Raw genomic sequence first — 19538 nt, forward strand, 5'->3', positions numbered from 1 at the left:
GTCTGGCCGCAAGAGGGAAGAAATCAACTGAAATACACCTGTTGCACGATGTACGCCGTGTTTGCCGGCGCGTTGTCGGAAACACGCGAGGCGTCATGGAGTGGCCCTAAAATAGGCGCACTGGCCTTGCCGCTCGTCCGGTTTCCTAAAAATCGTTTACAGCTACGGCGGCATCCCCTCTCTACACTGGTCCGTATGGTTGCCCCTTCCCTCTGGCGCAGACGGCTGTTGCACGCGGCGCTGGCCGCAGGTTTATCCTGCCCGTTGGCTTCCGCGTTTGGCGACACTCCCATTGCGTCCCCTGATTTTGCATCGCCGCCCTCGCAGAGGGCGCCGGTACGCATGGCGCGCGGCATCGGGGTTCTGTCCCCGGTTCAGCCCATCCCCGTGCGGCCTGCGCCTTCGATGGAAGCCCGCGCGGTGCCGCTGGATCCGTCCCCGTGCGACCTGCAAGTGGCGGAGCCGGCCATGGACACCAGCGTGCAGGGTGGAGGCGACAACGATGACGAACTGATTCCCGGGATCGGCGCCTCGCTGTCGGGCGCGGTCGACGCGTCGCCCCTGGGCTGCGAACAGGCCGCCGCCCCGGCCGAGGAAACCACGCCCGACTACGCCTTCGGGCTGGAAGACGGGGATCTGCCCCGTGTGCCGGTCGTGGTGATCTCGGGCGTTTCACGTCCCAGCCGTCCGTGGTTCGCCTCGGTCAGCGGCCAGGACGGCCTGCGTTACGGCGGCGACCGCAATTGGGTGTACCGCAACACCGCCGGGCCGTCCGTCACCGTGGGCAATATCAACGCCAATGCCCCCGCCTGGGGCAGCAGCGCGCCGGTGGGCGGCTTGCAAATCGCAAACTGGGCCGGCGCTTCCGCGACCGTGCCCGAGGGCAGCTTCGGCTATTCCTCGTCGCTGGGAAAACTGAACCGCATGGACCCCACCGCCAGTTCGGGCGCCGTGGACTATGGCGCGTCGGTTGGCAGCGGCAGTGTGCGCTATGGGCTGACGCCCGCCCTGACGCTGGAAGGCCAGATGCAAAGCGCGCCGTCGCTGACGACCCGCGGCATGGGCACCACCTACGCCGCAGGCGAATACGGCACCTTCCAGGCCGGCGCCACGCAAAGCTCGTTCGACGCTGCCAACGCCTGGCGCTACCGCTTCGGCTATAGCGTGGACGTGGCCGATGCCGTCAACCTGGGCTACACGAACGAACAGACCGGGGCCGGATTCGGCGACCTGTCCAACTATTCCGGCGGCGTGGCGTCGTCCCCGCAGTCGCGCAATACCTTCACGGCGGGCGTGCCCATCACGGGCTGGGGCACGCTCAGCGGCACGTATTCCGGGCTGCATGAAGGGTCGACGCTGGCCGAGCAGCGCGTGGGGCTGACGCACAGCATGTTCGTCGCCCCTAAAGTGAAGCTGGCAGTGGGGGCCGACCGCGACATCATTTCAGGCAACTACGAATGGCGCGCGAACCTGAGCATGCCGGTGGACACCTTCATGCGTGGCACCTGGTTCAGTTGGTAGCCGGCCCGCCGGACGGACGGAAATATCCCCTTAAAGGGGGCGGTCCGAAATTGCGGCTTAAAATCCCTGCCATGATGCTCCCGGCCTACCCCCATGTCTGACGCGCGCGCCCTCGGCGTATTGCAGCGCGTTTTCGGTTACGAATCCTTCCGCGGCGACCAGCAAGCCATTGTCGAACAAGTGATCGACGGCGGCGACGCGCTGGTCCTGATGCCCACCGGCGGCGGGAAATCGCTCTGTTACCAGATTCCCTCGCTGGTCCGTGAAGGCACCGGCATCGTCGTGTCGCCCCTGATCGCGCTGATGCAGGATCAGGTCGACGCCCTGACCGAACTGGGCGTGCGCGCGGCCTTCCTGAACTCCACGCAGGAATGGCGCGTGGCCCGCGACGTCGAACAGGCGTTCCTGGCCGGCGAACTGGACTTGCTGTATGTCGCCCCTGAACGGCTTCTGACCGACCGCTGCCTGCAACTGCTGGAACGCGGCCGCATCGCGCTGTTCGCCATCGACGAGGCGCATTGCGTGTCCCAATGGGGGCACGACTTCCGGCCGGAATACCTGGGCCTGTCGATGCTGCACGAACGTTGGCCTGACGTGCCGCGCATCGCGCTGACGGCTACGGCCACCGCCGACACGCGCACCGAAATCGCCCAGCGCCTGTCGCTGGACGACGCCCGCCATTTCGTTTCCAGCTTCGACCGCCCCAACATCCGCTACCGCATCGTCGAAAAGAACGAGGTGCGCAAGCAGTTGCTGGACATGATCCGCACGGAACACGACGGCGAGTCCGGCGTGGTGTATGGCCTGTCGCGGGCGCGCGTGGAGGAAACCGCCGAATTCCTGTGCAACCAGGGCATCGACGCCATGCCGTACCACGCCGGGCTCAGCCCGCAGGTGCGCGCCGCCAACCAGTCCCGTTTCTTGCGGGAAGACGGCGTGGTCATGGTGGCCACCATCGCCTTCGGCATGGGCATCGACAAACCTGATGTGCGCTTCGTGGCTCACATCGACCTGCCCAAATCCGTTGAAGGCTACTACCAGGAAACCGGCCGCGCCGGCCGCGATGGCCTGCCCGCCACCGCCTGGCTGGCCTATGGCCTGCAAGACGTGGTGCAACAGCGCCGCATGATCGACGAATCGCCCGGCGACGAATCCTACCGCCGCCGTCTTGGGCAGCAGCTGGACGCCATGCTGGGGCTATGCGAAACCGTGGAATGCCGCCGCGTGCGGTTGCTGGCGTATTTCGGCCAGCAGATCACGGCCTGCGGCAATTGCGACGTGTGCCTGGAACCGCCGCAAGCCTGGGACGGCACGGTCGCAGCGCAGAAAGTGCTGTCGGCCGTGTATCGCCTGTGGAAAGAACGGGGCCAGCGTTACGGCGCGGGCCACATCATCGACATCCTGCGCGGCAAGGTCACCGACCGCACCAAGCAGCATGGCCACGAAACGCTAAGCGTGTTCGGCGTGGGCGAAGACCTGAGCGATACGGCGTGGCGCGGCGTGCTGCGCCAGCTGCTGGCGCAGGGTCTGCTGACGGTGGACAACGAAGGGTTCGGCACGCTGGCCCTGACCGAAGGCAGCCGGGCGGTGCTCAAGGGCGAACGCCAGTTGATGCTGCGGCGCGAATCCGAAAAGAAGACCCGGTCGGGCAAAACCAGCAGCGGCCGTCCCAAGGCCGCCACGATCGACCTGCCGGCCGAACTGCAACCCGTTTTCGAGGCGCTGCGCGCCTGGCGCGGCGAAGTGGCAAAAAGCCACGGCGTGCCGGCCTATGTCATCTTCCATGACGCCACGCTGCGAGAAATCGCCCTGGCGCAACCCGACTCCATGGATGCGCTCAGCCACATCAGCGGCGTGGGCGCGCGCAAGCTCGAAGCCTACGGCGAAGAGATCCTGCAGCGCGTGGCCAAGCCGGTGCTGTAGTGCCGCGGCCCGTTGCCGCCGTCAATACGACGGCGGCGGCAAGAGCGGCACCGGCGCGCGCTCTTTTCCAAAGACCGACCGGTACGCCAGGATGTTGAACACCAGCACCACCGGGATCCCCACGACCGCGCCGGCCATGACCAGGCGCATCGAACCCAGCGCGCCCGCGCCGTCCCACAAGGTCATGTCGTCCAGGATGAGGTAGGGGAACAGGCTGTACGCCAAGCCGCTCAGCATCAGCAGGAACAACGCGACGCAGAGCACAAACGGCAACCAGCTGAAACGGTCGGCACGGCCGGGCAAGCGAGCCAGCAGCATCTCGGCCGCCACATACGCCGCCAGCATCAGTACCCATACCGTGGCGGCCAGGCTCAGGTGCGCAATGTTGCTCCATTTATAGAAGATGCCCGCGTTGGCCAGCCCCAGCGTCACCGCGATGGCGACCATGCCCACGGCCGTCCAGCGGATGGCGTGGCGCGCCCACGCGGCGGCGCGGCGCTGCAGATCGCCATCCACCCGCATGACCAGCCAGGAGGCGCCCAGCAGCACGTAAGCCGCCACGGCGCACAGGCCCACGAACATCGCGAACCAGCCGTAGCCGGCGTCGGACTGATAGCCCGTGGCGATCCGGCCCAGTAGCATGCCCTGGCCGAAGGCCGTGATGATCGAGCCCGCCCAGAAGCCGAATATCCAGCGCGGCTTCATCTCGTTGCGCGCACGGATGCGGAATTCGAACGACACGCTGCGCAGCATCACCCCCAGCACCATGCAGGTAAGCGGGCCATAGAGTTTGCCCAGCACCGCCCCCCATGCGAACGGGAACGCCGACGCGAACAAGCCCATGCCCAACAGCAGCCAGAATTCGTTGGCGTCGCGCCAGGGGCTCAAGAGCGACATCATGCGGCCGCGCTCATGTTCGGGCGCCAATTGCAGCAGGATGCCCACGCCCAGATCGAAGCCGTCCAGAACCATGCCCGCGGCAATCACCACGAACAGCAGCCCCATGAAGGCAAGCGGCATCCAGAAGGAGGGGTCTTCAGGGCTGAGGCCCTGCGAAGCGGCCAGCATGGCGATCATGGCGAGCCTCCGCCCAGTTTGCGCACGGGCACGACGCCGTAGCGTGCCGCGTGGAACAGCATGGCGGCGAACGCGGCCAGCAGCAAGGCATAGAGCAGGCCATAGCCCACCAGCCCGTAGAGGACGGTGCTGGAGGCCGTCTGGCCCAACACTTCAGATTGCGTGATGGTGCCATTGACGGCAAAGGGCTGCATGCCAATGATGGACACCCACCAGCCGGCCACCACCGCGATGCCGCCCGAGAACATCATGCCGCACAGCACGCGCTGCCACCAGACCGGCAACGTGGACGGGTCCAGCCCGCGGCGGAACGTCCACAGGAACGTCACGCAGGCCACGGCGAGCATCAGCAAGCCCAGGCCCACCGCCACCCGCAGCGACCAGAAGGTCAGCGCGACCGGCGGCAACATGCCGGAATACTTGTCCAGGCCTTGATAGGTGCCGTCCGCATTGCGGTGCAGCCACATGCCGCCAGCGTTGCGGAGGGTCACGTCCGACAGGTTGGCATGCGTGCGCGCGTCCGGCCATCCGAAAATCACCAGTTGGGGCTCGGCGCCGCTTTCCCAGAAGCCGGCGGCGGCAGCCGCCTTGGCGGGCTGCAGCTTGGCCACCATCTGGCCGGCGCCCGTGGCCACCGGCACCTGCAGGAAGGCCGCGACCACTGCGATCACCAGCCCGGTCTTGAACGTGTTGCGTTCACCATCGCCCAGCGGCCGGCGCAGCGCCTGCAAAGCGGAGACACCCATCATCAGGAACGAGGCGGCCAACGCCGCGCCCACGACCACGACGGCCATGCGCCAGCCGACCGAGGGATTCAGCACCACGGCCGCCCAGTCGTAGACCTGGTAGCGGCCATCGACCAGGATGGCGCCGTCTGGCGTCTGCATCCAGGACTGCAAGGCCAGCACCCAGAACACCGCCACCAGCTGGCCCACGGCCACCATCAGCACCGCCAGCGTATGCGCGCCATCGGACACCCGGCGCTGGCCGAACAACATGACGCCCAGGAAGCACGACTTCAGTATGAAGACGGACAGGATGCCGTAGCCCAACAAGGGGCCGGCGACATTGCCGATCTTGTCCATCAGGCCGGCCCACAGGCCGCCGATCTGGATCAGCACGGGCACGCTGGCGGCAAGCGTCAGCACGAAGGCCAGCGCGAATATGCGTACCCAGAAGCGGTAAGCGGCGGTCCAGCCGCCCCGGCCAGACCAGCGGGCGCGCACTTTGAAAAACAGCAGGACCCAGGCAAGCGCCAGCGAAACCGCCAGGAATAGCGCCAGAAAGCTCAGGCTGGCCACGAACTGCGCACGGGCCAGGGAAAGGGTGGATATATCCATGATGGCCCGTAGTGTAGAGCCAGTTACATGACTGTGGGGACAGTTTGAAACCGGTTGCACAGGGTTCAAAAAGGCCCCTCGCGCGGAACGTGGCAAAATTGACGCTTTGTCGCCGCTTTTTCCTATTCTTTCAAGAATGACCTCCGCCACGACGCCGACCCCAGCTGCATCCAATTTCCTGCTCAACATCGTCCAGGACGACCTCGAAGCCAATCGCTTCCAGGGCAAACGTTGGGCGGGCAAGCCTGGCCCGGCCGCCGTGCAGCAACAGGGGGCCCCGGATCCGGCCCGCATCCGCACGCGCTTCCCGCCGGAGCCGAATGGCTACCTGCACATCGGCCACGCCAAGAGCATCTGCGTGAACTTCGGCCTGGCGCGCGATTTCGGCGGCGTCTGCCACCTGCGCTTCGACGACACCAATCCCGAAAAGGAAGACCAGGAATACGTCGACGCCATCATCGAGGCCGTTCGCTGGCTGGGCTTTGACTGGAAGGCCGACAACGGCCAGGAAAACCTGTACTTCGCCAGTGACTACTTCGGCTACATGTACGAATTCGCCGAGGCGCTGGTCGAAGCCGGCCACGCCTACGTCGACGAGCAAAGCCCCGAAGCCATCCGCGCCAACCGCGGCACGCTGACCGAACCCGGCATCGACTCGCCCTGGCGCAACCGCCCGGCCGCCGAGTCCGTCACGCTGCTGCGCGAAATGCGCGACGGCAAGCATCCCGACGGCAGCCTGGTGCTGCGCGCCAAGATCAACATGGCGTCGCCCAACATCAACCTGCGCGACCCGGTGATGTATCGCGTGCGCCATGCCACCCACCACCGCACGGGCAACCAATGGTGCATCTACCCGATGTACAGCTGGGCCCACCCGGTGGAAGACGCGCTGGAAGGCATCACGCACAGTGTCTGCACGCTGGAATTCGAAGACCAGCGCCCGTTCTACGACTGGATCCTGGCGCGCCTGGCCGAACTGGGCAAGCTGGCCCAGCCGTTGCCGCACCAATATGAATTCGCCCGCCTGAACCTGAGCTACGTCGTCACCAGCAAGCGCAAGCTGCTGCAACTGGTGCGCGAAGGCCACGTGGACGGCTGGGACGACCCCCGCATGCCGACCCTCTTCGGCCTGCGCCGCCGCGGCTACACGCCGGCCTCGATCCGCCTGTTCTGCGATCGCACGGCGGTATCCAAGTCCGATTCGCGCATCGACTACAGCCTGCTTGAGCAAGCCGTGCGCGACGACCTCGACCCCATCGCCGCGCGCTCGGTGGCCGTGCTGGACCCGATCAAGCTGGTCATCACGAACTACCCGGAAGGCCAGACCGAAATCTGCACCGCGCCCCGCAACCCGCACGATCCGGAAGCCGGCTTGCGCGAGTTCCCGCTGTCGCGCGAGCTCTGGATCGAACGCGACGACTTCCGCGAAGAAGCGCCGAAGAAGTACTTCCGCCTGTTCCCCGGCAACACCGTGCGCCTGAAGTACGGCTACGTCGTGCGTTGCACCGGCTTCACCAAGAACGAAGCCGGCGACGTCGTTGAAGTGCAGGCCGAGTACCTGCCGGAGACCCGTAGCGGCACGCCGGGCGCCGACAGCGTCAAGGTCAAGGGCAACATCACCTGGGTCAGCGCGGCCCATGCGGTGTCCGCGCAGATCCACCTGTACGACCGCCTGTTCGCCGACGCCCGCCCCGATGGCGGCGACAAGGACTTCCTGGCCTGCCTGAACCCGAACTCCAAGCAGACCGTCACGGCCTGGCTGGAACCCGGCACCGTTGCCACGCCGGGCGCCACCTGGCAGTTCGAACGCCTGGGCTACTTCACGGCCGACCTGAAGGAATCCTCCGAAGCCGCGCCGGTGCTCAACCGCATCGTGACGCTGCGCGATTCGTGGGCGCAAGGCTGACCCGCCCGCGCGCATATCACGGGAAAAGGCGCCTTCGGGCGCCTTTTTCTTTCGTCTTCTCAACTGCGCACCCCGCCGCCCGGCGGGTTATCATCCCCGACATCCCGCAGCCGGTCGTGCGCGCCGTTTCCTGGCGCCCGGACCGCCAGCCACCATCAAGATGAATACTGAATCCCTAGCCCTGGACTTCAAAAGCGCCACCCTGTATGCCATCCGGGTGGTTCTGCACAGCGCAGACCCCGAACGCCTCGTTGCCGCGCTGGCCAAGCGCATGGCCGACGCCGGCAGCTTCTTCGAGAACGAACCCGTCGTCATCGACGCCAGCCGCGTCGACGAGAAGATCGATTGGAAGGCCCTGGTGGCCGCGCTGCGCAGCCATAACCTGCCCCCGATCGGCGTCGTGGCCGAAGGCGCCAACCTGAAAGCCGCGCGCGAGGCCGGCCTGACGCCGGTGGAACTGTCCACCCCTGCCGCCCGTCCCGCCCCCATGGTGGACACCGCGCCGCCTAACGACGTGTCCACGCCCGTGCCCTCGGTGCCGGCCGCCGCCGTCGAGACCGCGCCCGCGCCGACGGACACGTCCGCCACCGATGCGCCCGCTGCGGAAGCGGCCGACGCCACGGACAAACCCGCCGCGGCCACCTCCGGCGACCCCATGCCGGCGCGCGAAGCCAGCAGCACCACATCGGCGCCCGCCCCCACGCAAGCCGCGCCGCATTCGTCGTCGGCCCTGGTCATTACCAAGCCGCTGCGCTCGGGCCAACGCGTCTATGCGCGGCACACGGACCTGGTCGTGATCGGCATGGTCAGCCAGGGCGCGGAAGTCATCGCCGATGGCAACGTGCACGTCTACGGCCCCTTGCGCGGCAAAGCCATGGCCGGCGCACGCGGCGACACGTCGGCGCGCATCTTCACGACGCATCTGGATGCGGAGCTGCTTGCCGTGGCCGGCGTGTACCGCGTGGTGGAAGACAAGCTGGACCGGACGCTGCAAAACCAACCGGCGTTGATCCGCCTGGACGGCGATACGTTACGCATCGAAGCGCTGAAAGCCTGAATGGTTTTTGCGCCGCGAAGCGAACGTCTCAACACATTCTGTAAGAAGCCTTACATGGGCTTTTTGCTTTACGATAACGCGATTTATTCGAACATAAGGGTTTGATCGTCATGACACGCATTGTTGTGGTGACTTCCGGCAAAGGCGGCGTGGGTAAAACCACGACGAGCGCCAGTTTTTCCGCGGGCCTCGCGATGCGGGGCCACAAGACCGCTGTCATCGACTTCGATGTCGGCCTGCGCAATCTCGACCTCATCATGGGCTGCGAGCGTCGCGTGGTGTACGACTTCGTCAATGTGATCCAGGGCGAAGCCACCCTCAACCAGGCGCTGATCAAGGACAAGCAGCTTGAAAACCTGTTCATCCTGCCCGCCTCGCAAACGCGCGACAAAGACGCGCTGACGCAGGAAGGCGTGGAGAAGGTCATCAATGACCTGAAGGAAATGGGCTTCGAGTACATCGTCTGCGATTCGCCCGCCGGCATCGAGACGGGCGCGCTGATGGCCGCCTACTTCGCCGACGACGCGCTGGTCGTGACCAACCCGGAAGTCTCGTCGGTGCGCGACTCCGACCGCATCCTGGGCATCCTGGCAGCCAAGTCCAAGCGCGCAGTGGACGGCGGCGAGCCGGTCAAGGAATTCCTGCTGCTCACGCGCTACAACCCGAAGCGCGTCGTCGACGGCGAAATGCTGTCGCTGGGCGACATCGAAGACATCCTGCGCATCAAGCTGATCGGCGTCATCCCCGAATCGGAAGCGGTGCTGCAAGCGTCGAACCAGGGCCTGCCGGCCATTCACCTGAAAGAAACCGACGTCTCCGAGGCCTACAAGGACGTCGTGGCCCGTTATCTTGGCGAAGACAAGGCCCTGCGCTTTACCGACTACGAAAAGCCCGGTCTTCTGAAACGTCTGTTCGGAGGCAAGTAAGCAATGTCCTTCCTGTCGTTTCTGCTTGGTCAAAAGAAATCTTCCGCCTCCGTCGCCAAGGAAAGGTTGCAGATCATCCTGGCCCACGAGCGGGGCCGCGGCGACTCGCCCGATTACCTGCCGCAGCTGCAGCAGGAGCTTATCGCCGTGATTTCAAAATACGTGAAGATCAATCCTGAAGACATCAAGGTGCACCTGGAACGCCAGGACACGCTGGAGGTGTTGGAAGTGAAGATCGAGATGCCGCAAAACGAAGCGCCCTGATGCGGCAATGCGCGCCTGACCATCCGGCGCGCATGCTTCGCAGTAAAAAAAACGCCTGGCGATGCCAGGCGTTTTGCTTTGGGCGCAGGGGCTTAGTGTTTGCCGACCTGATCGCCGATCACGCCACCGATCGCCGCTCCGCCCACCGTCCCGAGGACGCCGCCATTGGTGATCACGGCGCCTGCGACACCGCCCAATGCGGCGCCGCCAACCGTGCTCTTCTGACGATGGCTCATGCCGTCCCACGACGAACAGCCCGCCATGGTGGCAGTCATTGCCAGTGCGACACAGATTTTGGAAAGAGATGCGATTTTCATGATGAGACTCCTATTCTTGTACCCCGGGGCCGCACCATGGACCTGACGCGAGCGCGCGGTCCCCTTATGGGTTTAGAAGTTTCAGGATCTCAAAATAACGGCCCGGGCGGTGTGAGGTTTGCCCAGGAATTGTGTCAAACGGCGAGTGAATCTTTGCACGCCCCAGGGGCAGTGTTGCAGCCCGCTCCGGCTATTTGACCAGACGTAACACGTCGCGGAAGCGCGGATGCTCGCACGTCTCCATCCACTCAAAAATCGCCATTTCTGACGTGACGATATCGGCGCCATGCGCGCGTGCGCGGCGCAGCGCCGCGTGATGGTCGGCAGGCTTGCGCGACCCTGCCGCGTCCGACACCAGCACGGCCCTATAGCCCATGTCAGCCAGACCGATCACGGTTTGCAGCACGCAGATATGCGCCTCGCAGCCCGCCACCAGGATCGTCTTGCGCGCCGCCGGCAGCCACGCTTCGAAACCTTGCTCGCGCGCCGAAGAGAAGTGCATCTTCTGAAACGTGGCCTGCACGATCTCGCGCAGCGGGTCCACCGTGACGCCCAGCATCTTGCTGTGATGCTCGGTGGCGATCACCGGCACGTCCAGCAGGCGCGCGGCCTGCGCAAGCTTGTGCGCCGAGTGCAGCACGGCGTCGCCGTCGTGGATGACTGGCATCAGCCGGCCCTGCATGTCGACGATAAGCAAGGTGGAATCGGAAGCTTGCAGCAGCATGGTCGTGGGCTCCAGTTGAGTGCTTAGGATACCCCGTTCGAAGGTTCTCGATGTTGGGAGAGGGGGCGTAGGATGGGTGGAGCGCGAGGCCCTTCACATCGATGAACAAATGCCGAATGCGCGCAACCCACCAAGCGGCACAGGAGAGCTAATCGGCTTCGGCTATAACGCAGCCGCTGCTTGATGGGTTGCGCGCGCTTGGCGATTGCGTTGTTGTGAGGTCGTTCTCGCGCTTCACCCATCCTACGATCGCTGCCCAAAAAAATCCCGACGCATCGGCCGGGATTTTTTCTCAGGCTGCTTGGCGGACCAAGGCTTACTTCAACGCCTTGTAGCGCAGGCGCTTGGGCTTGGCGCCCTCTTCACCCAGGCGACGCTTCTTGTCGGCTTCGTACTCTTGGTAGTTGCCGTCAAAGAACACGGCTTGCGAATCGCCTTCGAATGCCAGGATGTGGGTTGCGATGCGATCCAGGAACCAGCGATCGTGGCTGATGACCATGACGCTGCCGGGGAACTCCAGCAGGGCATCTTCCAGCGCGCGCAGGGTTTCCACGTCGAGGTCGTTGGACGGTTCGTCAAGCAGCAGCACGTTGCCGCCGGCGATCAGCGTCTTGGCCATGTGCAGGCGGCCGCGTTCGCCGCCGGACAACTGGCCCACGACCTTGTTCTGATCGCCACCCTTGAAGTTGAAGCGGCCCAGATAGGCACGCGACGACATTTCGAACTTGCCCACCGTGAGGATGTCGGCGCCGTCGGCCACCGCATCGAACACCGTCTTCTTGTCTTCCAGCGCATCGCGCGACTGGTCGACGTAGGCCAGCTTCACGGTCTGGCCGATGTTGACTTCGCCCGAATCCGGTTGCTCGCGGCCCGCGATCATGCGGAACAGCGTCGACTTACCGGCGCCGTTGGGGCCGATGATGCCGACGATGGCGCCCGGCGGCACCTTGAAGCTGAGGTTATCGATCAGCAGGCGATCGCCGTAGGCCTTGCTGACATTGTTGAACTCAATGGCCTCGTTGCCCAGGCGCTCACCCACGGGAATGAAGATTTCCTGGGTTTCGTTGCGCTTCTGGTATTCGTAGGACGACAGCTCTTCGAAGCGGGCCAGACGCGCCTTGGCCTTGGCCTGGCGGCCCTTCGGGTTCTGGCGCACCCACTCCAGTTCCTTCTTGATGGTCTTCTGGCGGGCGGATTCCGAGGACTCTTCCTGCTTCAGGCGGTCTTCCTTTTGTTCCAGCCACGAGCTGTAGTTGCCCTTCCAGGGAATGCCATAGCCGCGGTCCAGTTCCAGGATCCATTCGGCGGCGTTGTCCAGGAAGTAGCGATCGTGGGTCACGGCGACGACGGTGCCGGGGAACTTGTGCAGGAATTGCTCAAGCCACTCCACGCTTTCGGCGTCCAAGTGGTTGGTGGGCTCGTCCAGCAGCAGCATGTCGGGCTTGGACAGCAGCAGGCGGCACAGGGCCACGCGACGCTTTTCACCGCCGGACAAGTTGCCGACGATGGCGTCCCAGGGCGGCAGGCGCAGCGCGTCGGCGGCGATTTCCATCTGGTGTTCGATATCGTCCGAACCGCTGGAGGCAGCGGCGGCGATGACGGCTTCAAGTTCGGCCTGCTCGGCCGCCAGCGCATCGAAGTCGGCGTCCGGTTCGGCGTACGCGGCGTAGACCTCGTCCAGGCGCTTCTTGGCGGTGACGACGGCGCCCAGGCCTTCTTCAACCGACTGGCGCACCGTGTGCTCGGGATTCAGTTGCGGTTCCTGCGGCAGGTAGCCGATATTCAGGCCCGGCATGGGAATGGCTTCGCCTTCGATCTCTTTATCGACGCCCGCCATGATCTTCAGCAGCGTCGACTTGCCCGAGCCGTTCAGGCCCAGCACGCCGATCTTGGCGCCAGGAAAAAACGAAAGCGAGATGTCACGCAGGATCTGCCGCTTGGGCGGCACGATCTTGCCGACGCGGTTCATGGTGTAGACGTATTGGGCCATGGGCTCGTATAGGGAAAGAAAGCTGATGAACCATCGATTGTAGGCCGGAACCCTGACAGGCGTGCGTCAGGCGGCCACGCAACCCTCAACCCGCCGCTTTGCCCGGGCGCAGCCCCAGGCGCGGGGTCCGCATTTGCGCCAGCATCACGCCGGCCAACGCCATCGCGCCGCCCACGATATGAAAGACGTGAGGCTGTTCGTCCAGGAATACGGAGGCGATCGCCACGGTGCCCACCGGCATCAGGTTCAGGAAGATACTGGCGCGGTTGGGGCCCAGGTGTTTCACGCCCTGCATCCACAGGAAAGGCGCAAACAGGGACGGGAAGATCGCGGCATACAGCACCAGCGGCACGTTATCGGCATTCAGCGGCGACGGCGCGGCCATCAGGAAGGCCGGCAACTGGAACAGCACGCCGAACGCCACCTGCACATAGAGCGACTGCCACGGCCCCACCGGCAGGCCCCAACGGCGCAACAGGACGCCGTACAGCGCATAGGCCAGCGCAGCCAGTCCCATCAGCAGGTCGCCCGGATTCGCGCCCACCGAGAGCAGGCGGGCCGGGTCGCCTTCGCCAATCAGCAGCGCCAGCCCCGCCAGCGACACCAGGCCGCCCACCATCGCCATCAACGTGGGGCGCTGACGCAGCACCACTGTCCCCACCGCGATGGTCAGCAGCGGAATCATGGCCGTGATGATGCCCATGTTGGTCGCCGTGGTGCTGGACGCCGCCACATAGGCCAGCCCCTGGTACAGCGCCATTCCGAGTCCGCCCAGCACCGCGAACTTGGGCAGGTACGGCACGATCAGGCGGCGCTGCGCCCACACTCCCGGCAAGGCAAAAGGCGTCAGCACCGCGCCGGCGATCGCCCAGCGGTAGAAGCCGATGACGGCCGGCGAAATCACGCCAGCGGCCATCTTGGTCACGATCATGTTGACCGACCAGATCAAGGCCGCCAGCAACGGGAACAGCAGATAGCGGGCGGGAATGTGGGGGGTGTCGCGCGTCATGGACGAGTCTTGCAAGCTAAGAAACAGGCGGCCAGTGTAGGCCCTGTCCGATACGACGTATATAATGAATATCAGACAAATCCGCACGAACTTCCGACATGGAACTTGCCGATACCGCGCCCATCCTGGCCGGCCACTTGCCGTATCCGCTGGCATGCCGCATCTTGCACTTCACGCCGCATTCCAGCATGCAGCGCCATCGATCACCGTGGGCCGAAATGAATTTCGCGCTGTCGGGCATCATGGAAATCGGGATCAACGGCGTCACCTACCTGTCGCCCCCGCAGTACGCCATCTGGATACCGCCGCAGGTAGAGCACTGCTGCCAGAACGAAGGCGAAGTGCATTACGCCTGCATCGACATCCCCGCCGAAGCCTGCGCCGGCCTGCCCGATACGCCCTGCACACTGGAAATCAGCGCCGTCACGCGCGCCATCCTGGCCGACTTCGAACGGCGCGACATCCGCTATCCGGCGACGCCGGAAGACCGGCGCCTGGCGCAGGTGGTCATCGACCAGCTCCGCCAGGCGCGCGCCTACGCCAGCTACCTGCCCTCAAGCACCAATCCGGTGCTTGCACCCATTCTGTCCGCCCTGCAGCGCAGTCCGGGCGACAAGCGTGGCGCCTCGCACTGGGCCGCCAGCGCCGGCATCACCGAGCGCACGCTGCTACGCCATTGCCAGCAGCACCTGGGCATGTCTTTCAACGAATGGCGCCAGCGTCTGCGCGTGGTCTCGGCGCTGGGCATGCTGGGCGCAGGCCGCCCGGTGCAAGCCGTGGCGCGCGACCTGGGATACAGCACGCCGTCCGCCTTCATCGCGATGTTCCAGCGCCTGACCGGCGAATCCCCGGACAGCGCCCGCAAACGGAGCGCCCCGCCCCCCGTCTAACCGGGCAGCCACCGTCGTCATCCAAGCGTCCGATGCACGGCAACGCCGATCGCGCGACAATAACGCCTGACCTTATGTATCTTGCCGTGCCGTCGCGGCTTCATCGCGCCCAGGAATCTCCTTCATGTCCGCCTCTGCTACCCCTCCCCCCTCCGTGACCCACTTCAGCGCATCCGAGCTGGACATGCTGGCCAAGACCGCCGACGCGCTCAGCGCCTATCTGGGCAAGGCCGTGCTGGCCGAAGTGATCCTGGGCGATGAAGGCACCGAATGGGTCACCTACGGTGTCCCGATGGACGAGAACGCCAAAGTCGAAGAAGACCAGACCCACGTGCAGCTCGGCGGCCCCGGCGCCCGCATCCTGGGCAACCGCGGCGGCCTGCCCCATGCCGACGACGACACCTACGATTGCCTGTATCTCTGGGCCGTCCAGATTTCCATGAATGAGGGCGAACGCTTCATCAAGCTGGACCACGACGGCGAAGAATCCGCCTGGTCCGACAACCTGGAAGACGTCCTGCCCTTCGCCCTGACGGAAGAACCGCAACCGGACCCGGTCGAGGACGAAGAGGAAGACGACGAAGATGACGAAGACGACGACACGCCGTACGAGCGCGTGGAAGAGCCGCGTCATTGATTTGAATACCGCCCCTGACGCCTAAAGTACCGACGGATCAACCCGAGATCCGCCCCTCCTCCACCGCATGGCAAGCCACCACGGCCCCCCCCGTCAACCGGGCCAACGGCGCCTCGGCCCGGCACCGCTCATTCGCATGCGGGCAACGGGGATGGAACGTGCACCCTGATGGCGGATTCAATGGATTCGGCACTTCCCCGGCGACCGCGGTGCGCGGCTTGCCCGCCCCGTTGATATCCGGAATTGCCTCCAGCAGCATCCGCGTATAAGGATGCCGCGGCCGCGCGAACAACTCGTCCCGCGGCGCCACTTCCACCATGCGCCCCAGATACATCACCCCCACCCGGTCGGCCACGTGATGCACCACCGCCAGATTGTGGGAAATGAACAAATACGTCAGCCCAAGCTTGCGCTGCAGATCCTTCATCAGGTTCAGCACCTGCGCCTGCACCGACACGTCCAACGCCGACGTCGGCTCATCGCAAACCAGGAATTCCGGATTCACCGCCAACGCCCTTGCGATCGAAATGCGTTGACGCTGGCCGCCCGAAAACTGATGCGGATAGCGCCCCTGATCCGCCGGATCCAGGCCCACCTGCTTGAGCAATTCGCTGACCCGCGCCACGCGCTCGTCCGGCGTCATCTGCGTATGCGTCAGCATCGGCTCGGCAATGATGCGGCCCACGCGCCAGCGCGGATTCAAGCTGGCATAAGGATCCTGGAAGATCATCTGCAAGCGCTTGCGCAAGTTGCGCCCGCCTTTCTCAGACATCCGCGACAGCGGCTGGCCATCGAAACGGATATCGCCGCGCGTCAGCCCGTACAGGCCTACCAGCATGCGCGCGACTGTGGATTTTCCACAGCCCGATTCGCCCACCAGCGCCAGCGTTTCGCCGCGCGCGATGTCAAACGACACGCCGTCCACCGCGCGCAGCATCACGCGCGGCTTGCCGGCCAGCTTGCGTTCCAGCCAGGGCGGCGACACATCGAACCAGCGCGCCGCGTCTTTAACTTCCACCAAGGGCGTGCTCATGCGGCCACCATCGTTTTATCGTCATGCAACCAACAGGCCGCGCGGGACGTGCCCGCCGGCATCAGTTCGGGGCGCTCGGTCGCGCAGCGCGGCAAGCGCTGGCCGCAACGCGGGTTGAACGCACAGCCCGGCGGAATGGCATTTAGCCGAGGCATGCTGCCGTCGATCTGCACCAGCCGTTCGGTATGCCCGTCCAGCGACGGAATCGACCCCATCAGCCCGGACGTGTAGGGATGGCGCGGCTTGTGGATCACGTCCGCCACCGGACCGATCTCGGCCACGCGACCCGCGTACATCACCGCCACGCGGTCGGCGGTTTCGGCAATCACGCCCATATCGTGCGTGATCAGCATCACCGCCGTGCCGTGCTCGCGGCACAGGCGTTTAAGCAGTTCGATGATCTGCGCCTGGATGGACACGTCCAGCGCGGTGGTCGGCTCATCGGCCACCACCAGTTTAGGCTCGGCCGCCAGCGCCAGCGCGATCACCACGCGCTGCCGCATGCCACCCGAGAACTGGTGCGGATAGTGGTCGATACGCTCGCGCGCCGCCGGAATGCCCGTGGACGCCAGCAGCTCGACGGCGCGGTTGCGCGCCTGCGACCACGTCATGTCCAGATGGGTGACGATGGTTTCGGCCAACTGCCGCCCCACCGTGTACAGCGGATTCAAGGAGGTCAGCGGGTCCTGGAACACCGCGCCGATCTCGCGGCCGCGCACACGGCGCATCTGCTCGTCGGGCAGGTTGTCGATGCGGCGGCCGGCCAGCAGGATCTCGCCCGCGGCAATGCGCCCGGGCGGTTCCAGCAAGCCGATGATGGATGCGCCGGTCAGCGATTTACCGGCGCCCGATTCCCCCACCACGCCCAGGACTTCGCCCGCCTGGATGGAAAAGGACACATCGTCCAGGGCGCGTAGCGTGCCGCGGCGCGTGGGAAACTCCACGCGCAGATTGCGGACTTCTAGAAGTGCGCTCATGGTTGCCTCAATTCAGCCGCGGGTTGAGCGCATCGCGCAGCCAGTCACCCAGAAGGTTGACCGACAGCACCAGCAGCACCAGCGCCGCGCCCGGGAAAATGGTGATCCACCATTCGCCGGAAAACAGGAAATCGTTGCCGATACGGATCAGCGTGCCCAGCGACGGCGCCGTCGGCGGCACCCCCACACCCAGGAACGACAGCGTCGCCTCGGTAATGATCGCGGTGGCCAAATGCACCGTGGCCAACACCAGCACCGGCCCCAACACGTTGGGCAGCACATGGCGGAACATGATCACGGGAGACGCCACGCCGATCACGCGGGCGGCCTGCACGTACTCGCGGTTCTTCTCCACCAGCGTCGACCCGCGCACCGTGCGCGCATACTGCGGCCAGCCGGCCAGCGCGATGGCGCCGATCAGCACCGGGAACGCGATCAGCTCGTGCATCTCGCGCGGGACCGCGGCGCGCGCCACGCCGTCGATCAGCAACGCGATCAGGATGGCGGGAAACGACAGCTGCACATCCGCGACCCGCATGATGAACGCATCGATGCGCCCGCCCGCGTAACCGGAAATCAGCCCCAGCACGATGCCGATCAACATGGACAGCACCACCGACGCCAGACCGATCAGCAGCGACACGCGGGTGCCGTACAGGATGGCCGAATACAAGTCCCGGCCCTGGCTGTCGGTGCCCAGCAGATAGGTCTGTTGCCCGTTGGCCTCCCAGGCGGGCGGCAGCAAGGCGTCCAGCAATTCCACCGTCGTCAGGTCGAACGGGTTGTGCGGCGCGACCCAGCCGGCCCCGAACGAGCCGATCAGCAGCGTCGCCAGCATCACGGTCGCCACGATGGCCACGGGCGCCCGGCGCCAGGCCCAGGCAAGGTCGCTATCCCACCAGCGTTTGAGTATGGCGCGCATCAGTGAGCCCCCACGCCGCGGGTCAGTCCCGAACGCAAGCGCGGGTCCACGACGAAATACAGAAGATCGACCACCAGGTTGATCACCACGAACACCAGCGCGATCAGGCACAGGTACGCGGCCATCACCGGCACGTCGGCGAATTGGACCGCCTGGATGAACAGCAGGCCCATGCCCGGCCACTGGAACACGGTCTCGGTGACGATGGCGAAGGCAATGATGCCGCCCAGCTGCAAACCGGTGATCGTGATGACCGGCACCATCGTGTTCTTCAGCGCATGGCCAAAGTGGATGGCGCGGCGCTTCAGGCCGCGCGCACGCGCGAACTTGATGTAGTCCGAGCGCAGCACTTCCAGCATTTCGGATCGCACCAGACGCAGCACCAGCGTCATCTGGAAGAGCGACAAGGTGATGGACGGCAGGATCAGGTGCTTCCAGCCCGTGGCGGTGAACAGGCCGGACGTCCACCAACCTACGCTGACGGTATCGCCGCGCCCGTAACTGGGCAGCCAGCCCAGCTGCACCGAAAACACCAGGATCAACAGGATGCCGATCAGGAACGTGGGCAGCGACACGCCCAGCAAGGAGCCCGCCAGCAACATCTGTGACACCAGGCTATTGCGCTTGAGCGCCGTATACACGCCCAGCGGCACGCCGACGACCAACGCCAGCAAGGCCGCCACCATGGAAAGCTCCAGCGTGGCCGGCAGGCGGGACTTCAGCAAGGTCGAGACGGGTTCGCTTTGGCGCAGGGAAATGCCGAAATTGCCCTGCGCGGCGTTGGCCACGAAATGGCCGAATTGAACAATGGCGGGCTCGTTCAGGCCCAGCCGTTCACGCAATTCGATGCGCTCGGCATCGGTGGCGTCCTGCCCCAGCATGATGGTGACAGGGTCGCCGACGTATTGAAAAAGCACAAAGGCCAGTAGCGCGACGGTGAGCATCACCGCTACGGCCTGCAACAGGCGACGCAGTATGAAAGCAAACATAGGCGGGGAACAACCAAAAGCAAAACGGCGGGAGCC

At 65.1% G+C, this 19538-nt stretch carries 18 protein-coding genes; 8 read left to right on the plus strand and 10 right to left on the minus strand.

What is annotated here, in order from left to right; genetic code table 11:
- Window positions 1-228: 228 nt before the first annotated feature.
- Both CQ050_RS03235 and recQ read left to right on the plus strand, forming a co-directional pair.
- The gene (locus CQ050_RS03235; protein ID WP_105555360.1) at window positions 229-1521 is read left to right on the plus strand and encodes a fimbrial protein; all 1293 of its coding nucleotides are present in this window, start codon (window positions 229-231) and stop codon (window positions 1519-1521) included.
- A gap of 93 nt (window positions 1522-1614) precedes the next feature.
- Window positions 1615-3444 (plus strand): DNA helicase RecQ, encoded by a 1830-nt coding sequence (gene recQ / locus CQ050_RS03240; RefSeq protein WP_105555361.1) that lies wholly within the window; start codon window positions 1615-1617, stop codon window positions 3442-3444.
- A 21-nt stretch (window positions 3445-3465) separates the two neighbouring features.
- On the opposite strand, the gene CQ050_RS03245 is transcribed toward recQ, so the two are convergent.
- On the minus strand, window positions 3466-4521 hold the full coding sequence (locus CQ050_RS03245; protein ID WP_105555362.1) for a cytochrome d ubiquinol oxidase subunit II: 1056 nt from the start codon (window positions 4519-4521) through the stop codon (window positions 3466-3468).
- Complete coding sequence (locus tag CQ050_RS03250; protein WP_105555363.1) at window positions 4518-5861, minus strand: cytochrome ubiquinol oxidase subunit I; 1344 nt, start codon at window positions 5859-5861, stop codon at window positions 4518-4520. The genes CQ050_RS03245 and CQ050_RS03250 overlap by 4 nt, the downstream gene beginning before the upstream one ends.
- A gap of 136 nt (window positions 5862-5997) precedes the next feature.
- On the opposite strand from CQ050_RS03250, the gene CQ050_RS03255 reads away from it, so the two are divergent.
- The 4 genes from CQ050_RS03255 (at window position 5998) to minE (ending at window position 10014) form a co-directional block, all read left to right on the plus strand.
- Complete coding sequence (locus CQ050_RS03255) at window positions 5998-7767, plus strand: glutamine--tRNA ligase/YqeY domain fusion protein (RefSeq protein ID WP_105555364.1); 1770 nt, start codon at window positions 5998-6000, stop codon at window positions 7765-7767.
- Window positions 7768-7927: 160 nt separating this feature from the next.
- A complete protein-coding gene (minC, locus tag CQ050_RS03260) occupies window positions 7928-8824 on the plus strand; it encodes a septum site-determining protein MinC (protein WP_105555365.1) in 897 nt (298 codons plus the stop codon).
- A 110-nt stretch (window positions 8825-8934) separates the two neighbouring features.
- Entirely contained in the window at window positions 8935-9750 is an 816-nt protein-coding gene (gene minD, locus CQ050_RS03265; protein ID WP_105555581.1) for a septum site-determining protein MinD, read from the plus strand.
- A gap of 3 nt (window positions 9751-9753) precedes the next feature.
- Window positions 9754-10014 carry a cell division topological specificity factor MinE gene (minE, locus tag CQ050_RS03270; RefSeq protein ID WP_006226437.1) on the plus strand — a complete coding sequence of 87 codons (261 nt, stop codon included), beginning with the start codon at window positions 9754-9756 and terminating at the stop codon, window positions 10012-10014.
- A gap of 92 nt (window positions 10015-10106) precedes the next feature.
- On the opposite strand, the gene CQ050_RS03275 is transcribed toward minE, so the two are convergent.
- The 4 genes from CQ050_RS03275 to CQ050_RS03290 all read right to left on the minus strand — a co-directional run bounded on the left by CQ050_RS03275 (window position 10107) and on the right by CQ050_RS03290 (window position 14054).
- Complete coding sequence (locus CQ050_RS03275) at window positions 10107-10331, minus strand: glycine zipper 2TM domain-containing protein (protein ID WP_006226436.1); 225 nt, start codon at window positions 10329-10331, stop codon at window positions 10107-10109.
- 190 nt (window positions 10332-10521) lie between these two features.
- Entirely contained in the window at window positions 10522-11055 is a 534-nt protein-coding gene (locus tag CQ050_RS03280; protein ID WP_105555366.1) for an isochorismatase family protein, read from the minus strand.
- Window positions 11056-11371: 316 nt separating this feature from the next.
- A complete protein-coding gene (gene ettA, locus CQ050_RS03285) occupies window positions 11372-13045 on the minus strand; it encodes an energy-dependent translational throttle protein EttA (RefSeq protein ID WP_105555367.1) in 1674 nt (557 codons plus the stop codon).
- 85 nt (window positions 13046-13130) lie between these two features.
- A complete protein-coding gene (locus CQ050_RS03290) occupies window positions 13131-14054 on the minus strand; it encodes a DMT family transporter (protein ID WP_105555368.1) in 924 nt (307 codons plus the stop codon).
- A gap of 98 nt (window positions 14055-14152) precedes the next feature.
- On the opposite strand from CQ050_RS03290, the gene CQ050_RS03295 reads away from it, so the two are divergent.
- Both CQ050_RS03295 and CQ050_RS30645 read left to right on the plus strand, forming a co-directional pair.
- A complete protein-coding gene (locus CQ050_RS03295) occupies window positions 14153-14944 on the plus strand; it encodes a helix-turn-helix transcriptional regulator (RefSeq protein WP_105555369.1) in 792 nt (263 codons plus the stop codon).
- Between the two features lie 124 nt (window positions 14945-15068).
- Window positions 15069-15581: a hypothetical protein gene (locus CQ050_RS30645; protein WP_146120996.1), complete on the plus strand. Its 513-nt coding sequence runs from the start codon at window positions 15069-15071 to the stop codon at window positions 15579-15581.
- A gap of 37 nt (window positions 15582-15618) precedes the next feature.
- On the opposite strand, the gene CQ050_RS03310 is transcribed toward CQ050_RS30645, so the two are convergent.
- Genes CQ050_RS03310 through CQ050_RS03325 form a run of 4 tightly spaced genes read right to left on the minus strand, consistent with a single transcriptional unit; the run spans window position 15619 to window position 19502 of the window.
- Window positions 15619-16614, minus strand: a complete 996-nt coding sequence (locus CQ050_RS03310; RefSeq protein WP_105555372.1) for an ABC transporter ATP-binding protein — start codon at window positions 16612-16614, stop codon at window positions 15619-15621.
- Window positions 16611-17591 carry an ABC transporter ATP-binding protein gene (locus CQ050_RS03315; RefSeq protein WP_105555373.1) on the minus strand — a complete coding sequence of 327 codons (981 nt, stop codon included), beginning with the start codon at window positions 17589-17591 and terminating at the stop codon, window positions 16611-16613. The genes CQ050_RS03310 and CQ050_RS03315 overlap by 4 nt, the downstream gene beginning before the upstream one ends.
- A gap of 7 nt (window positions 17592-17598) precedes the next feature.
- Window positions 17599-18513, minus strand: a complete 915-nt coding sequence (locus tag CQ050_RS03320) for an ABC transporter permease (protein WP_105555374.1) — start codon at window positions 18511-18513, stop codon at window positions 17599-17601.
- Window positions 18513-19502: an ABC transporter permease gene (locus CQ050_RS03325; RefSeq protein ID WP_105555375.1), complete on the minus strand. Its 990-nt coding sequence runs from the start codon at window positions 19500-19502 to the stop codon at window positions 18513-18515. Before CQ050_RS03325 ends, CQ050_RS03320 begins: the two co-directional genes overlap by 1 nt.
- Window positions 19503-19538 lie beyond the last annotated feature (36 nt).

Origin of the sequence: Achromobacter sp. MYb9 (genome assembly GCF_002975275.1) — a bacterium.
Classification (GTDB): Bacteria; Pseudomonadota; Gammaproteobacteria; order Burkholderiales; family Burkholderiaceae_B; genus Achromobacter.